We start from the raw sequence: 17009 nt of genomic DNA on the forward strand, positions 1-17009 counted from the left end.
GAGAAGGCCACTGATAGTTTTCGATAACCTTTCGTTATTCGATGAACATCCTGTCGCACGTCATACGTCATACGTTGTCTTTGAAGCAGAAACACCAGCGCGAATATGCCGCTTGCCAAACATGCTGTCTGTCGGCGGCGACTCACGCTATCCTCGGCGCATGACTCTATTTCCCGGCCTGATCGATCTCCCCCGCCAATTGCGGCATTCCGAAGTGCGCGACCTTGCCTGGGTGATCCTCGCGCCCCCCATGCTTGAAATCGCGCCTTGGCCGCAGCGCCATCCACTGGCGGGCAGCGACTGGGTAAAAGCCCCGCAGCAACTGACGGATTTTCTCCAGCAACTTGACCGCGACAGCCGCCCGCTCGAAGACTGGCTCGCGCAGGCCAGCACACGAAGACTGGGCCGCTATTACGAACGGCTCTGGCAATTCGCCGTGCAGCATGCCCCAGGGGTGGAAATAATCGCCGCCAACCTGCCGATCAGGCTTGGCAACCAGACCCTGGGCGAGCTGGATATGCTGCTCCGTGATGGTGACGGCGTGCACCACGTCGAACTGGCGATCAAGCTTTACCTGGGGCCGCAGGACGGCGATGGCCGCGATCCGGCGCACTGGCTGGGGCCGGGCTGCCAGGATCGGCTGGACCGCAAGCTGACTCATCTGAGCCAGCATCAGTTGCCGATGTCGGCACGTCCGGAAAGCCGTGCGACGCTGGCAGCGCTGGGGGTCGAGGCGTTCAGTGCGCGGTTGTGGCTGGGCGGCTACCTGCTGTATCCGTGGCCAGGCTCATGCCAATCGCCCGCCGGCGTTCATCCGCAGCACCTTAAGGGTCGCTGGCTGCATCAGCGTGACTGGAAGTCGTTTCAGGCGCAAAGCCACCCTGGACGCTGGCAGCCCCTGCCGCGCCATGCCTGGCTGGCGCCGGCACTCTACAACCAGGCCTGGAGCGATCAGCAGTTGCACGAATGGCTGAGTGAACTCGACCCGCTGGCCCCGGCGCAGCTATTGGTGCGCCTCAGGGAGAATGCCGAGGGTCACTGGGAGGAAGCCGAGCGGCTGTTTCTGGTGTCGGACATGTGGCCGAATCTGGCCCAGGGTGTGTAAAAACGTCACGAGCGAAGGCAAGACAAGGCAAAAACAGGCGAAAAAGCGGAGTTTAGGTGTTCTAAATGAGCATTTTTCGCCTGTTTTTAACGCAGTATTGCCAAGCGCAGTAGTTTTTACACAGCCTGGGCCGACACCAGTCATCCGCTCAACTCAACCGCAATGCCAGCGCAGCCAGTGTGACCAGCAGTACAGGCACGGTCAGCACGATACCGACCTTGAAGTAGTAGCCCCAGCTGATAGTGATGCCCTTGCGCTGCAGCACGTGCAGCCAGAGCAGCGTGGCCAGGCTGCCGATTGGAGTGATTTTCGGACCGAGGTCGCTGCCGATCACGTTGGCGTAGATCATCGCTTCCTGGATGGCGCCGCTGGCATGACTTGCGTCGATGGACAGCAGCCCGATGAGTACCGTGGGCATGTTGTTCATGATCGAAGACAGGAACGCCGTCATCAGGCCGGTGCCCATCGCCGCGCCCCAGATGCCATAGCCCGCGAACCAGTCCAGCAGATTGGCCAGGTAATCGGTCAGCCCGGCGTTACGCAGGCCATAGACCACCAGGTACATGCCCAGCGAAAAGACCACGATGTGCCACGGTGCTTCTTTCATCACCTTGCGCGTCTTGATCGTATGCCCTTTGGCAGCGATGCCCAGCAGCAACACTGCGCACACCGACGAGATCGCACTGATCGGGATGCCCAGCGGCTCAAGGGCGAAACAGCCCACCAGCAAAATCACCAGCACCGCCCAACCGGCCAGAAACGTGGCCCGGTCATGGATAACCGTTTCCGGCTTGTCCAGTTGCTCGGGCTCGAACTCGGCGGGAATATCCCGACGGAAGTACCACATCAGCACGGCCAGTGTGGCGGCGACACTGGCCAGATTCACCGGCACCATGACCGCTGCGTAACGGTTGAAACCGATCTTGAAGTAATCCGCCGACACGATGTTCACCAGATTCGAGACCACCAGCGGCAGGCTGGCCGTATCGGCGATGAAACCGGCCGCCATGACGAACGCCAGTGTCGAGGCAGGCGAGAAGCGCAACGCCAGCATCATGGCAATGACGATCGGGGTGAGGATCAGCACGGCACCATCGTTGGCGAACAAGGCGGACACCAGCGCGCCGAACAGCACGAACAGGGCAAACAGACGGCGTCCGCTGCCCTTGCCCCAGCGCGCCACATGCAGCGCTGCCCAAGCAAAGAAACCGGCTTCATCGAGCAGCAGCGTGATGATGATCAGCGAAATGAACGTTGCCGTGGCATTCCAGATGATGCCCCACACCACAGCGATGTCACTGACGTGCACGACGCCTGTCAGCAACGCCAGGATCGCCCCGAGTACGGCGCTCCAGCCTACGCCCAGACCCTTGGGTTGCCAGATGACCAGCGTGATGGTGAACAGGAAAATCAGCGTTGCTAGCAGCATTATTTGGTCCGAGGCAGAAGAATCGCGAGGATGCCGAGCAGCGGCAGGTAAGAGCACAGCGTGTAGACGAACAGGATGCCGTGGCTGTCAGCCAGATAGCCGAGCAAGGCAGCGCCAATGCCGCCGAAGCCGAACATCAGGCCGAAAAACAGCCCGGCGATCATGCCCACGTTGCCAGGCACCAGCTCCTGGGCGTAGACCACGATGGCGGAAAAGGCCGAGGCCAGGACAAAGCCGATGATCACACTGAGTACGCTGGTCCAGAACAGATCGGCATAGGGCAGCGCCAGGGTGAACGGCGCAGCACCAAGAATCGAGAACCAGATCACCGCCTTGCGGCCAATGCGGTCACCGATCGGCCCGCCGAAAAAGGTCCCCGCCGCCACGGCGCCCAGAAACAGGAACAGGTGCAATTGCGAGCTGGCAACCGACAGGTCAAATTTCTCGATCAGGTAGAAGGTGAAATAGCTGGTCAGGCTGGTCATGTAGAAGAACTTGGAAAACACCAGAAACGCCAGCACTGCCAACGAGGCGATCACGCGCTTTCTGGACAGACCATGAGTGGCGGCCTGACCGGCCTTGAGCTTGAACAGGTTGAGGTGCGCGCGATACCAGCGGCTGATTGCGTACAGTAGCCCCAGCGAGAACAATGCAAACAGGCCAATCCAGGCGACATTGCCCTGGCCGAACGGGATGATGATCGCCGCCGCCAGCAACGGCCCGAACGCCGTGCCTGTGTTGCCACCGACCTGAAAGGTCGATTGCGCGAGCCCGTAGCGACCACCGGAGGCCAGTCGCGCGATACGCGAGGCTTCCGGGTGGAACGTCGAAGAGCCGATGCCGATCAACGCGGCGGCCAGCAGGATCAAGGGGAAGCTGCCGACCATCGACATCATTACGATGCCGATCAGCGTGCAGATCGATCCGACGGGCAGTACCAGCGGGTTGGGATGGCGATCAGTGTAATAACCGACCCAGGGCTGCAGCAGCGAGGCTGTGATCTGAAATGTCAGGGTAATCAGGCCGATCTGGGTGAAGCTCAGGTCGTAGCTGGCCTTGAGCATGGGGTAGATCGACGGGAGGATGGCTTGAATCAGGTCATTGACCAGGTGCGCGAGGGCAACGGCGCCGATGATGCGCATCACCAGCGGACTGGCTTGAGGGGTGGTCGAGGCCTTCGCCGTCGCGGGCGGAGCACTGGTCGCCATGGTATTTATCCGTAAAAGGGTTCGCGGGTCACCCGGTACGGATGATTACAAGATGTGTCACGCGTACCGAGGCGCGCCAATGTGCCATTTTTCGGGGCGACTGTGCCACGTTTTGTTGCGTTTTTGCTGACGGGTCGGAAAGTGCTCTGCCGGGCATGGTTCTTTCCTGTTTCTGACTATCGTGCCGATGCTCCGCGCTCAGCGTTACACACACATCTGTTTTTGATTCTGGCCGAAGGCCGTGGGAGCGAACTTGTTCGCGAAAGCGCCGGTACAGTCACCGAAAATACATCGTCTGAACCGACGCCTTCGCGAACAAGCGAAGCGTCGCCCGGTCTGCTCCCATGCCCTGCGGGCAGGAGCCTGAAAGCGCCGTCTTCCCGGCTCTTCAGCACCTAAGTATAAAGATGAGCGTTCCGCGTGGTAATGCAGTTCGTGACGCTCCGCGTCACACAGCGTTCAGCGATGTGAGCGATATTGTGGCCCTAGTCTTCAGGCAATTGACCCCACCACCGGCTCCTCGCCTGCAACAGGTACATCATGCAGCGAGATTTTCGAGGTTTCCGGCAGGGCCATGCCGCCGGCCATTGCCAGTGCTGCCACGGCGATGAGGTAGAACGCGGGCGACAGGTTGCTGCCGGTCATGCTAATCAGCCAGGTCGCCATCAGCGGCGCGGTGCCGCCGAACAGGGTGTAGGCCATGTTGTAGGTGATCGCCGAGGCGGTGTAGCGGGTACGGGTGGGGAAGGTTTCGGACAGCAGTGCAGCCGTTACCACGCCGCATAGCACTGCGCCCACGGCAAGCAGCATGACGCCGATGATCGAGGCGATGAACGAGCCGGAGCTGGCCATCAGGAATGACGGAAACACCACGACCATTAACAGGATGCAGGCCGTTGCCATGGTGGCGCGGCGCCCTACCCGGTCCGAATAGGCACCGGCCAGTGGGCAGAGGGCGGCGGCGAAGGCCAGAGCGATCAACGAGACCAGCAGCGCCGTTGCCCTGCTCAGTCCACCGGCCACTTGCAGGTAGGTCGCGAAATAGGTGGTGAACATGTAGAACGACAACGCCGTTAATGACACGAATGCACCCAGACAGCACATCGCGGCGGCATGATGGCGCAAGGTGTCCTTGAGTGGCGAGTGAGCAACAGCGTGCTCTTGAGCCACCGCCTGAAACGCCGGGGTCTCATCGAGCTTCCAGCGCAGATACAGCCCGACCAACCCAAGCGGTGCAGCAATCAGAAACGGCAGACGCCAGCCCCAGTTACCCATGGCTTCAGTCGACAAAAACGACTCCAGCGCATAGGCCACCACTGCCGCGGCAGCGAACGCGGAGAACGTCGAAACCGGAACGAAGCTGCCATACCAGGCACGTTGCGTGCGTGGTGCGTGTTCCATGAGGTAGGCGCAGGCACCGGCATACTCCCCGCCGGCGGAGAAACCCTGCGCACAGCGAATGATGGTCAGCAGCACCGGCGCCATCACACCGATCGCGGCATAGGTCGGTAACAGGCCGATCAGTGTGGTTGCACCGGCCATCAGCAGGATGGTCATCGCCAGGGTTTTCTTGCGCCCGATCCGGTCACCCAGCATGCCGAAGAAAATCCCGCCCAGCGGTCTGAATGCGAAGGCCACGGCGAACACGGCAAAGGTCTTCAGCAACGCCGCACTGCTGTCGCCGGTGGGGAAAAACTGCAATGCGATCGTCGTCGCCAGAAAGCCATACACGGCAAAATCGAACCACTCGACGAAGTTGCCGATGGCCGCAGCAACGATGACTTTTTTCAGCGTGGCAGGATCGACTTGCTCTACGGTAGTAGTTGTCATGGCGGGCCTCGGCGTCTTGATCTGGAATGGATCGATTATCGAGACAGCGACCCGGATGCCCCTCTCCAGAAGTGTCATCCACGTAGTCAGGGCCGACGTCTTGTCATCGAACTGCGCAGGATTCATGCCAAAGGCTCTGCCACGTGGCTTACAGGCCCATCGCGCGTCGTCCCTGGAGGCCTCCGGTGTGAACGAAGACCAGGCGCGTGCCGGGCGCGAAACGACCGGCCAGCACCTCATCATGCAGGGCCAGCAACGCCTTGCCGGTGTACAGCGGCTCTAGAGGTACACCGCTCTGAGCCTCGCTGTCGGCAATGAAATCGAGCAGCGCCGCGTCGGTTCTGGCGAAACCGCCGCGGCTGGCATCGAGCAGAACACAACCGGGGGGCAAACACGGCTTGACATCGGCCTGAGCCTGCGCAGCGTCATTCAGCACCGCGATAATGTTTGGCGCGACCCCGTGATCCTCGGGCACAGCCATCGCTCCGTACACCGGACGGGCGCCCGCCTCTGCCAACAGCAAGCCGGCCAGCGTGGTGCCGGTGCCTGCAGCCAACCACCATCCGTGGTAATCGTCCCAGCCCAGATGCGCGAGCTGCGCGTCGAGCATTACCCGCAGCCGACCGCACCCCAACGCACCGGCAAGCCCGCCACCGCCTTCGGCAATCGGATAAAGACCGGGATAGCGGGCCTGCCAGGGCGACCAGAAGCCCGCAGCATGCCGCTCGCGATAACCGGCGTAACCCAGCCAGTGCAGTTGCATGCCGAAAGCCTGCAGATCGAGCACCGTCGGCGTCTGCTGAGCATGACCGCGCAACAGGCCGACCGTCAGGAAACCGAAGCGTTTGCCTGTTGCGGCCAGAGCATGCAGATGATTGGAGTGCGCACCGCCAAGGCTGATCAATCCCTCGGCACCCGCGTCGACAGCCAGGCTCAGGTGCTCGCTGAGTTTGAACCATTTGTTGCCGCTGATCAGCGCGTCGATGAGGTCCAGGCGCAGAATCGCAACCTCGACCCCGGCTTTTTGCAGCCAGGGCAGGTTCAAGCGTTCCAGGGGAGCAGTGGGTTGCCAGCCAAGGGCGTCGAGCATCATGCGCCGCAGTTTACAGCCAAGCCGTTTCCGGGTCTTCGCCGGTCAGCAGGCTGCGTTGCGAAACCCTTGATCAGGCGTTGTCTGTCACAGGGTGGCGGCCAGACGTGAGCCTTGGTCGATGGCCCGTTTGGCGTCCAGCTCTGCGGCAACATCCGCGCCGCCGATCAGGTGCACGCTTTGCCCGGCATTGAGCAGATCGTCATACAGTTCGCGTAACGGGTCCTGCCCGGCACAGATCACCACGTTATCCACCGCCAGCAGCTTTTCCTCGCCATCTTCGCCAATGCGAATATGCAGCCCTGCGTCATCGATTTTCAGGTACTGCACAGCATTGAGCATTTGCACCTGTTTGTTCTTGAGCCCCGTGCGGTGAATCCAGCCGGTGGTCTTGCCCAGGCCGTCGCCGACCTTGGAACTCTTGCGCTGCAACAGAAACACCTGGCGTGCCGGCGCGTGGGCTTCGGGCTTGACCCCGGCGACACCGCCGCGAGCCTGCAAGGTCGTGTCGATGCCCCACTCTTTCCAGAAAGCCTCGCGATCCAGACTGGTGGCCACGCCCTGATGCACAAGAAATTCAGACACATCGAAACCGATGCCACCCGCGCCTATTACTGCCACGCGGCGCCCGACCGGCTTGCGCTGCAATATGACGTCCAGATAGCTCAACACCATGGGGTTATCGATGCCGGGGATGGCCGGCGTGCGTGGCGCGATACCGGTCGCCAGAATCACCTCGTCAAAGCCTGCGCCCAGCAAGTCTGCGGCCTTTACCCGATTGCCAAGACGTAACTGAACACCCGTCTCCTGCACTTTGTTGCGGAAGTAACGCAGGGTTTCGGCGAACTCCTCCTTGCCCGGCACGCGCTTGGCGATATTGAACTGGCCGCCGATTTCGCTGGCCGAATCGAACAGCGTCACCTCATGCCCGCGCTGTGCGGCAACGGTTGCCGCGGCCAGACCGGCAGGACCGGCACCCACTACGGCAATTTTCCTGACCTGCAGGGTGGGCAGGTAATTGAGTTCGGTCTCGTGGCAGGCACGCGGATTGACCAGACAGCTGGTCAGCTTGCCGCCGAAGGTGTGGTCGAGGCAGGCCTGATTGCAGCCGATGCAGGTGTTGATGCGTTCGGCATGGCCCGCAGCAGCCTTGTTGACGAACTCGGGATCGGCCAGAAACGGACGAGCCATCGAGACCATGTCTGCATCACCTTCGCTGAGAATGCGCTCGGCGACTTCCGGGGTGTTGATCCGGTTGGTGGTAATCAGCGGGATGCTCACCGAGCCTCGCAGTTTGGCAGTGACCTTGCTGAACGCGGCGCGCGGCACCTTGGTGGCGATGGTCGGAATGCGCGCTTCATGCCAGCCGATGCCGGTGTTGATCAGCGTCGCACCGGCCTGTTCGACCGCCTTGGCCAGCTCGACGATTTCTTCCCAACTGCTGCCGCCTTCCACAAGGTCGAGCATCGACAGGCGAAAGATGATGATGAACTGCGCACCGACTGCCTCACGCACGCGCCTGACGATCTCGACCGCCAGACGCATGCGGTTTTCATAGCTGCCGCCCCAACGGTCGGTCCGGTGGTTGGTATGCGCGGCCAGGAACTGATTGATGAAGTAGCCTTCCGAGCCCATGATTTCGACACCGTCATAACCGGCGCTGCGGGCCAGTGCCGAACAGTTCACAAAGTCAGCGATCTGCTTTTCGATGCCTTCTTCGTCCAGCTCTCGCGGCATGAACGGGTTGATCGGCGCCTGAATGGCGCTCGGCGCGACCTGCTTGCGGCTGTAGGCGTAGCGACCGGCGTGGAGGATCTGCAGGCAAATCTTGCCACCAGCCTCGTGAACCGCGCGCGTCACGAGGCGATGGCGATCCGCTTCTTCGACGTTGGTGAGCTTTGCCGCGCCGTCATACACACCGCCCTCTTCATTGGGCGCGATGCCGCCGGTGACCATCAGCCCGACACCACCACGGGCGCGCTCGGCAAAGTAGGTGGCCATGCGCTCGAAACCGCCCGGCCGCTCTTCAAGACCGGTGTGCATCGAGCCCATCAGGGTGCGGTTGCGCAAGGTCGTGAAGCCCAGGTCCAGCGGGGCCAGCAGGTGCGGATAATGAGCAGCAGTCATGGCAAAGCTCCATCGAGTCAATCACGCAATAGCAAGGACCTCTGCGGGTCCTCTGGTTCATTGGTCACCAGTAAAGACGCATCCCGCCACACACTCAATGACCGAAAGTGACAAGTTATTGATCCAAACGCGCAGTGGCACTTGGCAAGCGCCCGACGCCGCCCTACCCTAGTCGACAATTTCCCGATGGCCGTCATTCGATCCTTTTTATGCGCAAACTCTTCGCCATCTGCCTGGTTCTGCTCAGCGTTGCCAGCCTCGTCAGCTACGCAATCTGGACCGATCAACGTCCGGCGGGTCACTACCTGTCCGATCTGCGCATTCGTCTGGCCATCAATGAAGGCCAGCCCGGTGAGCGCGGCAACCTGCTGGGGATCGAGCCCGAGCTGTTTCCGACTGATTACCAGAACACCGAGCGACTGCACCGCAAGCTCGCCGCTTATTTGCAACAGGCCCGTGACAAGGGGCTGATCAACCCACGCACGGTGGTGATACTGCCGGAACATATCGGCACCTGGCTGTTCGCCAGTGGCGAGAAGGATCAGCTCTATCAAGCCGCCACGCTGGATGACGCCATGGAATGGCTGTCGTGGAGCAATCCGTTGCAATTCATCACGGCGATCCTGGGGGCCGAAGGCAGGGACCGTCTGGATGACGCCCACCTGCGGATCAAGGCCCGATCGATGGCGCGGGACTATCAGACACTGTTTGGCGGCCTCGCCAGAGAGTTCGGCGTCACACTGGTGGCAGGCTCGATTGTGCTGCCCGATCCCAGCGTTGAAGGCGGTCAGCTGAAAGTCGGCAGCGGCGCCCTGTATAACAGCAGCCTGACATTTGGCAGCGATGGCCTGCCGCTGGGTCAGCCGCAACGTCAGTTGTACCCCGAGCGCTATCAGAAGCGTTATGTGCGCACGGCAAGCGACGCGCCGTTGAATGTGATCGACACCCCGGCCGGGCGTCTGGGAGTGCTGATCGGTAGCGACAGCTGGTACCCGGAGAATTACGCGCGCCTGAACCAGAAAGGTGCGCAACTGATCGCGGTGCCGGCCTTTGTGATCGGCAAGGCCGCCTGGTCCGAAGCGTGGCGCAAGCCCCGGCATTCAGACATCGACGTGCCGACTGACACGCCTAGCGAGGGCGAAGCCTGGCATCACCTGACGTTGACCGGACGTGCTCCGCAAAGCACTGCGCAGGCAGGGCTCAGTGTGTTCATGCGCGGGCAGTTCTGGAATCAGGGTGTGGCCGGACAAAGTTTTGCCAGCCACGCAGGACAAACGATCGCCGAGCCGCAGCAGGAAAATGCTGCTGGCGGTGCGCGCCTGATCAACCTCTGGCTTTGACGATGCCGACCCTGACGCTGCGCCTCGGTGATCTGTCGGTGGGTTTCATCCAGAGCCTGACCGATGCGGTCAACAGCTTCGACAGGAACCCTGACGCGCTGCTGGAGCAGTACGGTCTTGACCCGATTCGCCTGAGCCAGGCGCGAGCGCGGCTGTCGATCCCGCGCTACATGCGCTTGGGGCATGCTGCCATCCAGCTGACCGGCCAGCCAGGGCTGGGTTTGCGCATGGGCCAGCTCAGTCGTTTTGCGCAGGCAGGTCTGGCCGGTATCACCGCGGCCCAGGCACCCAACGTGCGCGAGGCGGCACGTACCCTGATCCGCTTCGAACCCTTGTATGGCTCCAATTATCGCGGTCAGTCGAGCTTCCACGAGGACTCGGCCGGCGCCTGGATGCGCTTCTATTCAATCAGCCCCTATAACGCTTACAACAGGTTTGTGGTGGACTCGATTTTAGCTGGCTGGCTAGCTCAGCTTTCGACGCTGGCAGGTACAGAGCTGCGCGCACAACGCGTCGAGATCGAATTCGAAGCACCTGACTATGCCGCGCAATACGCCGTGCTAAGTGATAACCCGGTGGTGTTTGGCGCGGCGACCAACCAACTGCGCCTGGACCAGACCAGCCTGGCATTGCGCAACCCGGACCATTGCCCAAGTACCTGGCGGCACCTGTTGCAGTTGTGCGAAGGTGAACTGGAGCAACAGACCCGCACCCGCAGCCTGCGTGAACGCATCATTCAATTGCTGGGGCCGTTATTGAACGGCGGAAGTGAACCGGACCTGGAGGAAGTGGCGGCAAGGCTCAAACTGCCGACCTGGACGCTGCGTCGCAAGCTGGCCGAGGAAGGCACCTGCTTTCGCGCAGTGCTCAATGACACGCGGCGCGACTTGGCGATGACTTATATTCGCGACACTGAACTGGCGTTCGGGGAGATCGCCTACCTGCTGGGATTCGCTTCTGCCGAAGCCTTTCAACGCGCCTTCAAACGCTGGAACGGTCAGACTCCGGGAGAGTTCCGCCGCAGCCAGCGTCAAAGCGCTTGAAGCCGTTCACAGTTCGGTAGCGTCGTCGGCAGGCTCTACCGGGTCCAGTTCCGATGCGCGGTATTCAAGTAGTTCTTCCTGGTATTCGTCCATTTCTTCGCCCTCTTGGCTGAGTGAGTGGGGGTGATAATCAAAGCTGAAATAACTGACCGCAAGATCAACATTAAAGTGCCAATGTGAAATAAAAATGTTGATTCCTGTCAAACAGACGAAAAAGACCGTGGCTGATTCAGTATCCCCTTCACCCCTGTAGCGGACGGGTGCTATTGACTTGCATGCCAGTGTCGACCTAATCTCGTGCTCATGAACCTCATCAAGCACAACTTCGGCCAGATTATTATTACCGTCATTCCAGTCATGGCGGGTTAGCCGACGTTTGCAAAAAACCCGCCCTGGAGGCGGGTTTCTTCTGTCTCCCGGGCAACAATTGCCGAATCAGGAGTCAGACATGATCGCCATCCCTCGCTCTATCGCCCTTCTCGCCGCTCTGGACCTGATTATCGATCTGCCGCGCGCGTTCGCCAGGTATCCAGGCACGACGTACGAAGAGGCGATGCGATGAGCCAGGACCCGCACGCTCTGCTCAACGACTACGCGCGCAAAATCCTCACCTCGCGCGTCTACGACGTTGCCATTGAAACGCCGCTGCAAGGCGCTCGCCAGCTGTCCGAACGGCTGGGCAATCAGGTGCTGCTCAAGCGCGAAGATCTGCAGCCCGTGTTCTCGTTCAAGATTCGCGGCGCTTACAACAAGCTCGCGCAATTGCCCGCAGAGCAGACCGCACGCGGCGTGGTGACGGCATCGGCAGGTAATCATGCTCAGGGCCTGGCGCTGGCGGCGCGTGAGTTGGGGATCAAGGCGACCATCGTCATGCCGCGCACCACGCCGGAGATCAAGGTCGAGGGCGTGCGCTCGCGGGGTGCCACCGTGGTGCTGCACGGCGATTCCTTCCCGGAAGCGCTGGCCTACTCGCTGAAGCTGGTCGACGAACAGGGCTTCGTTTACATCCATCCATATGACGACCCTGACACCATCGCCGGGCAAGGCACGGTGGCGATGGAGATTCTTCGTCAGCAACCGGGCCAACTGGACGCGATCTTTGTTCCGGTCGGTGGCGGCGGTCTGATTGCCGGTATCGCGGCCTATGTGAAATACCTGCGGCCGGAGATCAAGATCATTGGCGTCGAGCCGGACGACTCCAACTGCCTGCAGGCGGCGATGGCCGCCGGGGAACGCGTGGTGCTGAGCCAGGTCGGGCTGTTTGCCGATGGCGTGGCGGTCGCGCAGATCGGCCATCACACCTTCGAAGTGTGCCGCCATTATGTCGATGAAGTGATCACCGTCAGCACCGACGAAATCTGCGCGGCGATCAAGGACATCTACGACGATACTCGCTCGATCACCGAGCCGTCCGGTGCGCTGGGCGTGGCCGGGATCAAGAAGTATGTCGAGCAACGCGGCGTCAGCGGCCAGACGCTGGTGGCGATCGATTCAGGGGCCAACGTCAACTTCGACCGTTTGCGCCACGTGGCCGAACGTGCAGAGCTGGGCGAAGGTCGCGAGGCGATCATTGCCGTGACCATCCCCGAGCAACCGGGCAGCTTCAAGGCATTCTGCGAGGCCATCGGCAAGCGGCAGATCACCGAGTTCAACTACCGCTACCACACCGACCGCGAGGCGCACATCTTCGCCGGCGTGCAGACTCATCCGGAGAATGACCCACGCAGTGCCCTGATCGCCAGCCTGACCGGGCAAGGCTTCCCGGTGCTGGACCTGACCGACAACGAACTGGCCAAACTGCACATTCGCCACATGGTTGGCGGGCATGCCGAGCGGGTCAATGATGAAGTGGTGCTGCGCTTCGAGTTCCCGGAACGACCGGGCGCGCTGTTCAACTTCCTCAACCGTCTGGGCGGTCGCTGGACCATCTCGATGTTCCATTACCGCAACCACGGCGCAGCCGATGGGCGGGTGGTCGCCGGGCTGGTCGTGCCGGAGGATGAGCGGCATCTGGTCGGCGCTGCGCTGGATGAGATTGGTTACCGGTATTGGGACGAAAGCGAGAACCCGGCGTACAGACTGTTTCTGGGCTGAGGCCGTGGATATCTCTCGTTCCTCACGCTCCAGCGCGGGAACGCAGTTACCGACGCTCCGCGCCACTCCTTACTGCGCCGGGGTGGGCTCAACTGGCGTGGGAGCGGTGCTTTCTGCAGGTTCTGCGGCCGGTGTTTCGACCGTTTCTGCCTTGAATGAAGCAGGTTCGGACGGCGCAGGCACAGGTTCGCTTGCAGCAGGCGTGACCGGTTCGGCGGCATGCTCGGCCTTCGGCGCGTTTTCTGACGACGCAGGCGCCAGCTTCGCAGGCTCAGCAGCCTTGGCGGGAGCCGCCGGGGCTGCGGGAGCCGTGTCAGGCACACCGAGGTCGGCCTTGGGCTTCTCGACAATATGCGCAGCCTTTTTCACTTCAGGCGGCAGGAAGTTTTCCACCAGACCGAAAAAGCGCTCGTAGAACTTCGCTGACGAGACGGTCTCGCTGGCGACCTTGACCATCGAGTCGTCAGTCGAGCCTATCGGCATCGACACGGAGCCCAGCACGCCTACGCCGAGGCTGGCCGAGTTGTTGGTCTTCTTCAACGCGTAACGGTCCTGCAGGGCGTTGGCGAACATGGTGGAATTGCCATCCTTCGCATCGGCGGCGCACACCAGATTGAAGCTGATCTCGATATGCGTATCGCCGGTCTGCTGGAAGCTCTTGCGGCCGGCAATCATCTTCGGGTCGCTGCTGGTGATGATATAGCCCTGACTCAGCAAGGCACGCCGCCCTGCCTCGCAGTAGGCCATGTCGGTCGCAGGGTAGCTTCGGGAGAAGGTCCCGGCGTCGTCGAAGTGTTCATGGTCATACACCGCCTGCTTGGGCGATGAACACCCGGCTGCCATCAGCACGGCAGAGATCCAGAAGGCGGTACGAACATTCAGTAGCTTAAACATCGAAAATCCTGAGGAAGGAAAAGACTGCCAGCAAGACTGCGAACTGGGAAATGGCGGTAAGTCTGCAACAAGGCCGACGCTGGATCAACGTACAGTTCAAAAGGATTTGGATACAGCCCATGCTCAAGCGAACCCAATCTACTCCCAGGCACACAAAACGCAGACAACAAAAAAGCGACCCTAGGGCCGCTTTCTTGTTTGCTTCAAGGAGTTCAAGGGCCTTGAAGCGGTGTATGGCGCAGCGGACGGGACTCGAACCCGCGACCCCCGGCGTGACAGGCCGGTATTCTAACCGACTGAACTACCGCTGCGTATCGCTGTAAACCTGTTTGAAACAAACTTTCGGTAGTTTGCTTCCTGTACACGTGACTGAAAGACCCTTTAGCTTTTCAATCGCAGACCCGGCGAACCCGATCTGTACAAATATGGCGCAGCGGACGGGACTCGAACCCGCGACCCCCGGCGTGACAGGCCGGTATTCTAACCGACTGAACTACCGCTGCGCATTGTGGACTTGCGTCCGTATAAGCTTTGTAAAATCACTTTTGAAAGCCCTCGTACTTCAGCTTTCAAACTCAACGATGGTGGGTGATGACGGGATCGAACCGCCGACCCGCTGCTTGTAAGGCAGCTGCTCTCCCAGCTGAGCTAATCACCCTTTGCTTCGTTGAGGCCGCGAAATTTACGCACCTAACGAACCTAAGTCAATAGCCTGATTGAAGTTTTTTTAAAAACCGCCTCAATCATAAAACCCTCACCACACACCAAAAGCACAAGCAATAGCTCAATCGAAGCTCGCCCGCACAAACTACTCGGCGTACACCATCTTGCGCGTCATGCCACCGTCGACCACGAACTCCTGCCCGGTCACGAAACCGGCGTTTCTGGACAACAGCCAGGCAACCATCGCCGCAACATCCTCCACCGTCCCTACCCTGCCGGCCGGATGCTGGGCATGATCGGTCTCGGACAACGGCTCGGCTCTGCGCAACGAGGGGTCGCGAGCGTCGATCCAGCCAGGGCTGACAGCGTTGACACGAATCTCCGGCCCCAGGCTGATCGCCAGCGCATGCGTCAGCGCCATCAGACCACCCTTGCTGGCTGCATAAGCCTCGGTGTCGGCCTCTGACTGACGGGCGCGTGTGGAGGTCAGGTTGACGATGCTGCCGCAATGCGCACGCAGATAAGGCGCGCAATGCTTGGCCAGCAGCATCGGACCGCCGAGGTTGACTGCCAGCACACGGTTCCAGTGCGACAGCTCAAGGCTTTCCAGCGTAGTGTTGTGCGGATCGGCGACCGCCGCGTTGCACACCAGCGCATCGAGACGACCGAACTGCCGAAGCACCTCGGCCACGCCCGCTGCGACTTGTTCTTCACTGGCAACGTCCATGGCAATGAACAGGGCATTTTCACCCAGCGCACTGGCCACTTTCGAGCCACGCGTACGGTCCAGATCGGTCAACACCACTTGCCAGCCTTCGGCAATCAGCCACGCTGCGATGCCGAGCCCGATACCCCGAGCGGCACCGGTCACCAGGGCGACACGACCATTGTGGACGCTGGCAAATTTCAACGCCCACTCCTCGCCCGGCTTGCCACTGGCCGGATTGCTGGCATCGCTACTCACAACGCCGCCAGACCACGGGCCAGGTCAGCCTGCAGATCAGCCACGTCTTCCAGCCCCACCGCAACCCGAATCAGGCTGTCGCGAATACCTGCGGCTTCACGCTCCTGAGGTGCCAGGCGACCGTGAGAGGTGGTGCTCGGGTGAGTGATCGTGGTTTTGCTGTCGCCCAGGTTGGCAGTGATCGAAATCAGTCGCGTGGCATCGATGAAGCGCCATGCGCCGTCCTTGCCACCCTTGACCTCGAAGCTCACTACAGCACCAAAACCCTTTTGCTGACGCTGGGCCAACTCGTGCTGCGGGTGACTTTTCAGTCCAGCGTAATGGACCTTTTCGATGCCGCCCTGCTGCTCGAGCCACTCGGCCAGTGCCTGAGCATTGGCACAGTGAGCGCGCATCCGCAGGTTCAGGGTTTCGAGGCCCTTGAGGAATATCCACGCGTTGAACGGGCTGAGTGTCGGCCCGGCAGTACGCAGGAAACCGACCACTTCTTTCATTTGCTCGCTGCGCCCGGCAACCACGCCGCCCATGCAACGGCCCTGGCCGTCGATGAACTTGGTGGCCGAATGCACGACAATGTCAGCGCCCAGCAACAGCGGCTGCTGCAAGGCCGGCGTACAGAAACAGTTGTCGACGATCAACATCGCGCCCTTGGCGTGGGCGATCTCGGCCAGCGCCGCGATGTCGACCAGCTCAGCCAAGGGATTGGACGGCGATTCGACAAAGAGCATTTTGGTGTTGGGCTTGATCGCCGCGTCCCAGCCGCTCAGATCGGCGAGAGGAACGTAATCCACCTCGACACCAAAGCGCTTGAAGTACTTGTCGAACAGGCTGATGGTCGAGCCGAAAACGCTGCGCGACACCAGCACATGATCACCGGCGCTGCACAGGCTCATCACCACTGCCAGGGTTGCCGCCATGCCGGTCGCCGTAGCGACGGCCTGCTCGGCACCTTCCAGTGCGGCAATGCGCTCTTCGAACGAACGCACCGTCGGGTTGGTGTAACGCGAGTAGACGTTGCCCAGCACTTCACCGGAGAAACGCGCAGCCGCGTCGGCGGCTGTGCGAAATACGTAACTGGAGGTAAAGAACATGGGTTCGCCATGCTCTCCTTCCGGTGTGCGGTGATGCCCGGCACGTACGGCTAGGGTATCGAAACCTACGCCTTCAAGGTCGCTGTCCAGCCGACCTGCATCCCATTCCTGAGTCATGCCGCCCACTCCTT

13 protein-coding genes and 3 tRNA genes are annotated in these 17009 nt (G+C 61.0%); 4 read left to right on the forward strand and 12 right to left on the reverse strand.

The features are described 5' to 3' along the window. The first annotated feature begins 160 nt into the window (after positions 1-160). Entirely contained in the window at positions 161-1105 is a 945-nt protein-coding gene (locus tag JOE34_RS23260) for a DUF1853 family protein (protein WP_074908294.1), read from the forward strand. Positions 1106-1253: 148 nt separating this feature from the next. Here JOE34_RS23260 and JOE34_RS23265 read toward each other — a convergent pair whose 3' ends face one another. The 5 genes from JOE34_RS23265 to JOE34_RS23285 form a co-directional block, all read right to left on the reverse strand. Continuing rightward, on the reverse strand, positions 1254-2534 hold the full coding sequence (locus JOE34_RS23265) for an arsenic transporter (RefSeq protein ID WP_209996709.1): 1281 nt from the start codon (positions 2532-2534) through the stop codon (positions 1254-1256). After that, positions 2534-3742, reverse strand: coding sequence for an MFS transporter (locus tag JOE34_RS23270; RefSeq protein ID WP_003390808.1), 1209 nt, complete (start codon positions 3740-3742; stop codon positions 2534-2536). The genes JOE34_RS23265 and JOE34_RS23270 overlap by 1 nt, the downstream gene beginning before the upstream one ends. A gap of 492 nt (positions 3743-4234) precedes the next feature. Beyond that, the gene (locus JOE34_RS23275; protein WP_024693849.1) at positions 4235-5572 is read right to left on the reverse strand and encodes an MFS transporter; all 1338 of its coding nucleotides are present in this window, start codon (positions 5570-5572) and stop codon (positions 4235-4237) included. Between the two features lie 148 nt (positions 5573-5720). After that, a complete protein-coding gene (locus tag JOE34_RS23280) occupies positions 5721-6665 on the reverse strand; it encodes a pyridoxal-phosphate dependent enzyme (RefSeq protein ID WP_209996710.1) in 945 nt (314 codons plus the stop codon). An 84-nt stretch (positions 6666-6749) separates the two neighbouring features. Next, a complete protein-coding gene (locus JOE34_RS23285; RefSeq protein WP_209996712.1) occupies positions 6750-8789 on the reverse strand; it encodes an NADPH-dependent 2,4-dienoyl-CoA reductase in 2040 nt (679 codons plus the stop codon). A gap of 209 nt (positions 8790-8998) precedes the next feature. On the opposite strand from JOE34_RS23285, the gene JOE34_RS23290 reads away from it, so the two are divergent. Both JOE34_RS23290 and JOE34_RS23295 read left to right on the forward strand, forming a co-directional pair. Beyond that, positions 8999-10129 (forward strand): carbon-nitrogen hydrolase family protein, encoded by a 1131-nt coding sequence (locus JOE34_RS23290; RefSeq protein WP_209996714.1) that lies wholly within the window; start codon positions 8999-9001, stop codon positions 10127-10129. Positions 10130-10131: 2 nt separating this feature from the next. After that, positions 10132-11172 carry an AraC family transcriptional regulator gene (locus JOE34_RS23295; RefSeq protein WP_024664225.1) on the forward strand — a complete coding sequence of 347 codons (1041 nt, stop codon included), beginning with the start codon at positions 10132-10134 and terminating at the stop codon, positions 11170-11172. 6 nt (positions 11173-11178) lie between these two features. Here the strand turns inward: JOE34_RS23295 and JOE34_RS23300 are convergent, their stop codons facing one another. Further along, positions 11179-11493, reverse strand: a complete 315-nt coding sequence (locus tag JOE34_RS23300; RefSeq protein ID WP_032660289.1) for a hypothetical protein — start codon at positions 11491-11493, stop codon at positions 11179-11181. A 258-nt stretch (positions 11494-11751) separates the two neighbouring features. Between JOE34_RS23300 and ilvA the strand changes: the two genes are divergently transcribed. Further along, positions 11752-13266, forward strand: a complete 1515-nt coding sequence (gene ilvA / locus JOE34_RS23310; RefSeq protein WP_245227223.1) for a threonine ammonia-lyase, biosynthetic — start codon at positions 11752-11754, stop codon at positions 13264-13266. Positions 13267-13335: 69 nt separating this feature from the next. Here ilvA and JOE34_RS23315 read toward each other — a convergent pair whose 3' ends face one another. From JOE34_RS23315 to JOE34_RS23340, 6 genes are all read right to left on the reverse strand, one after another. Continuing rightward, entirely contained in the window at positions 13336-14160 is an 825-nt protein-coding gene (locus JOE34_RS23315) for a DUF2242 domain-containing protein (RefSeq protein WP_004418579.1), read from the reverse strand. A 234-nt stretch (positions 14161-14394) separates the two neighbouring features. Then, a tRNA-Asp gene (locus tag JOE34_RS23320) sits at positions 14395-14471 on the reverse strand. 115 nt (positions 14472-14586) lie between these two features. After that, positions 14587-14663: transfer RNA gene (locus JOE34_RS23325), tRNA-Asp, on the reverse strand. A gap of 79 nt (positions 14664-14742) precedes the next feature. Beyond that, positions 14743-14818, reverse strand: a tRNA-Val gene (locus JOE34_RS23330). A gap of 150 nt (positions 14819-14968) precedes the next feature. Then, positions 14969-15733, reverse strand: a complete 765-nt coding sequence (locus JOE34_RS23335; protein ID WP_161420916.1) for an SDR family oxidoreductase — start codon at positions 15731-15733, stop codon at positions 14969-14971. Between the two features lie 50 nt (positions 15734-15783). After that, positions 15784-16995 carry an O-succinylhomoserine sulfhydrylase gene (locus JOE34_RS23340; RefSeq protein WP_209996721.1) on the reverse strand — a complete coding sequence of 404 codons (1212 nt, stop codon included), beginning with the start codon at positions 16993-16995 and terminating at the stop codon, positions 15784-15786. Positions 16996-17009 lie beyond the last annotated feature (14 nt).

The organism is Pseudomonas sp. PvP028 (assembly GCF_017832255.1).
GTDB lineage: Bacteria > Pseudomonadota > Gammaproteobacteria > Pseudomonadales > Pseudomonadaceae > Aquipseudomonas > Aquipseudomonas syringae.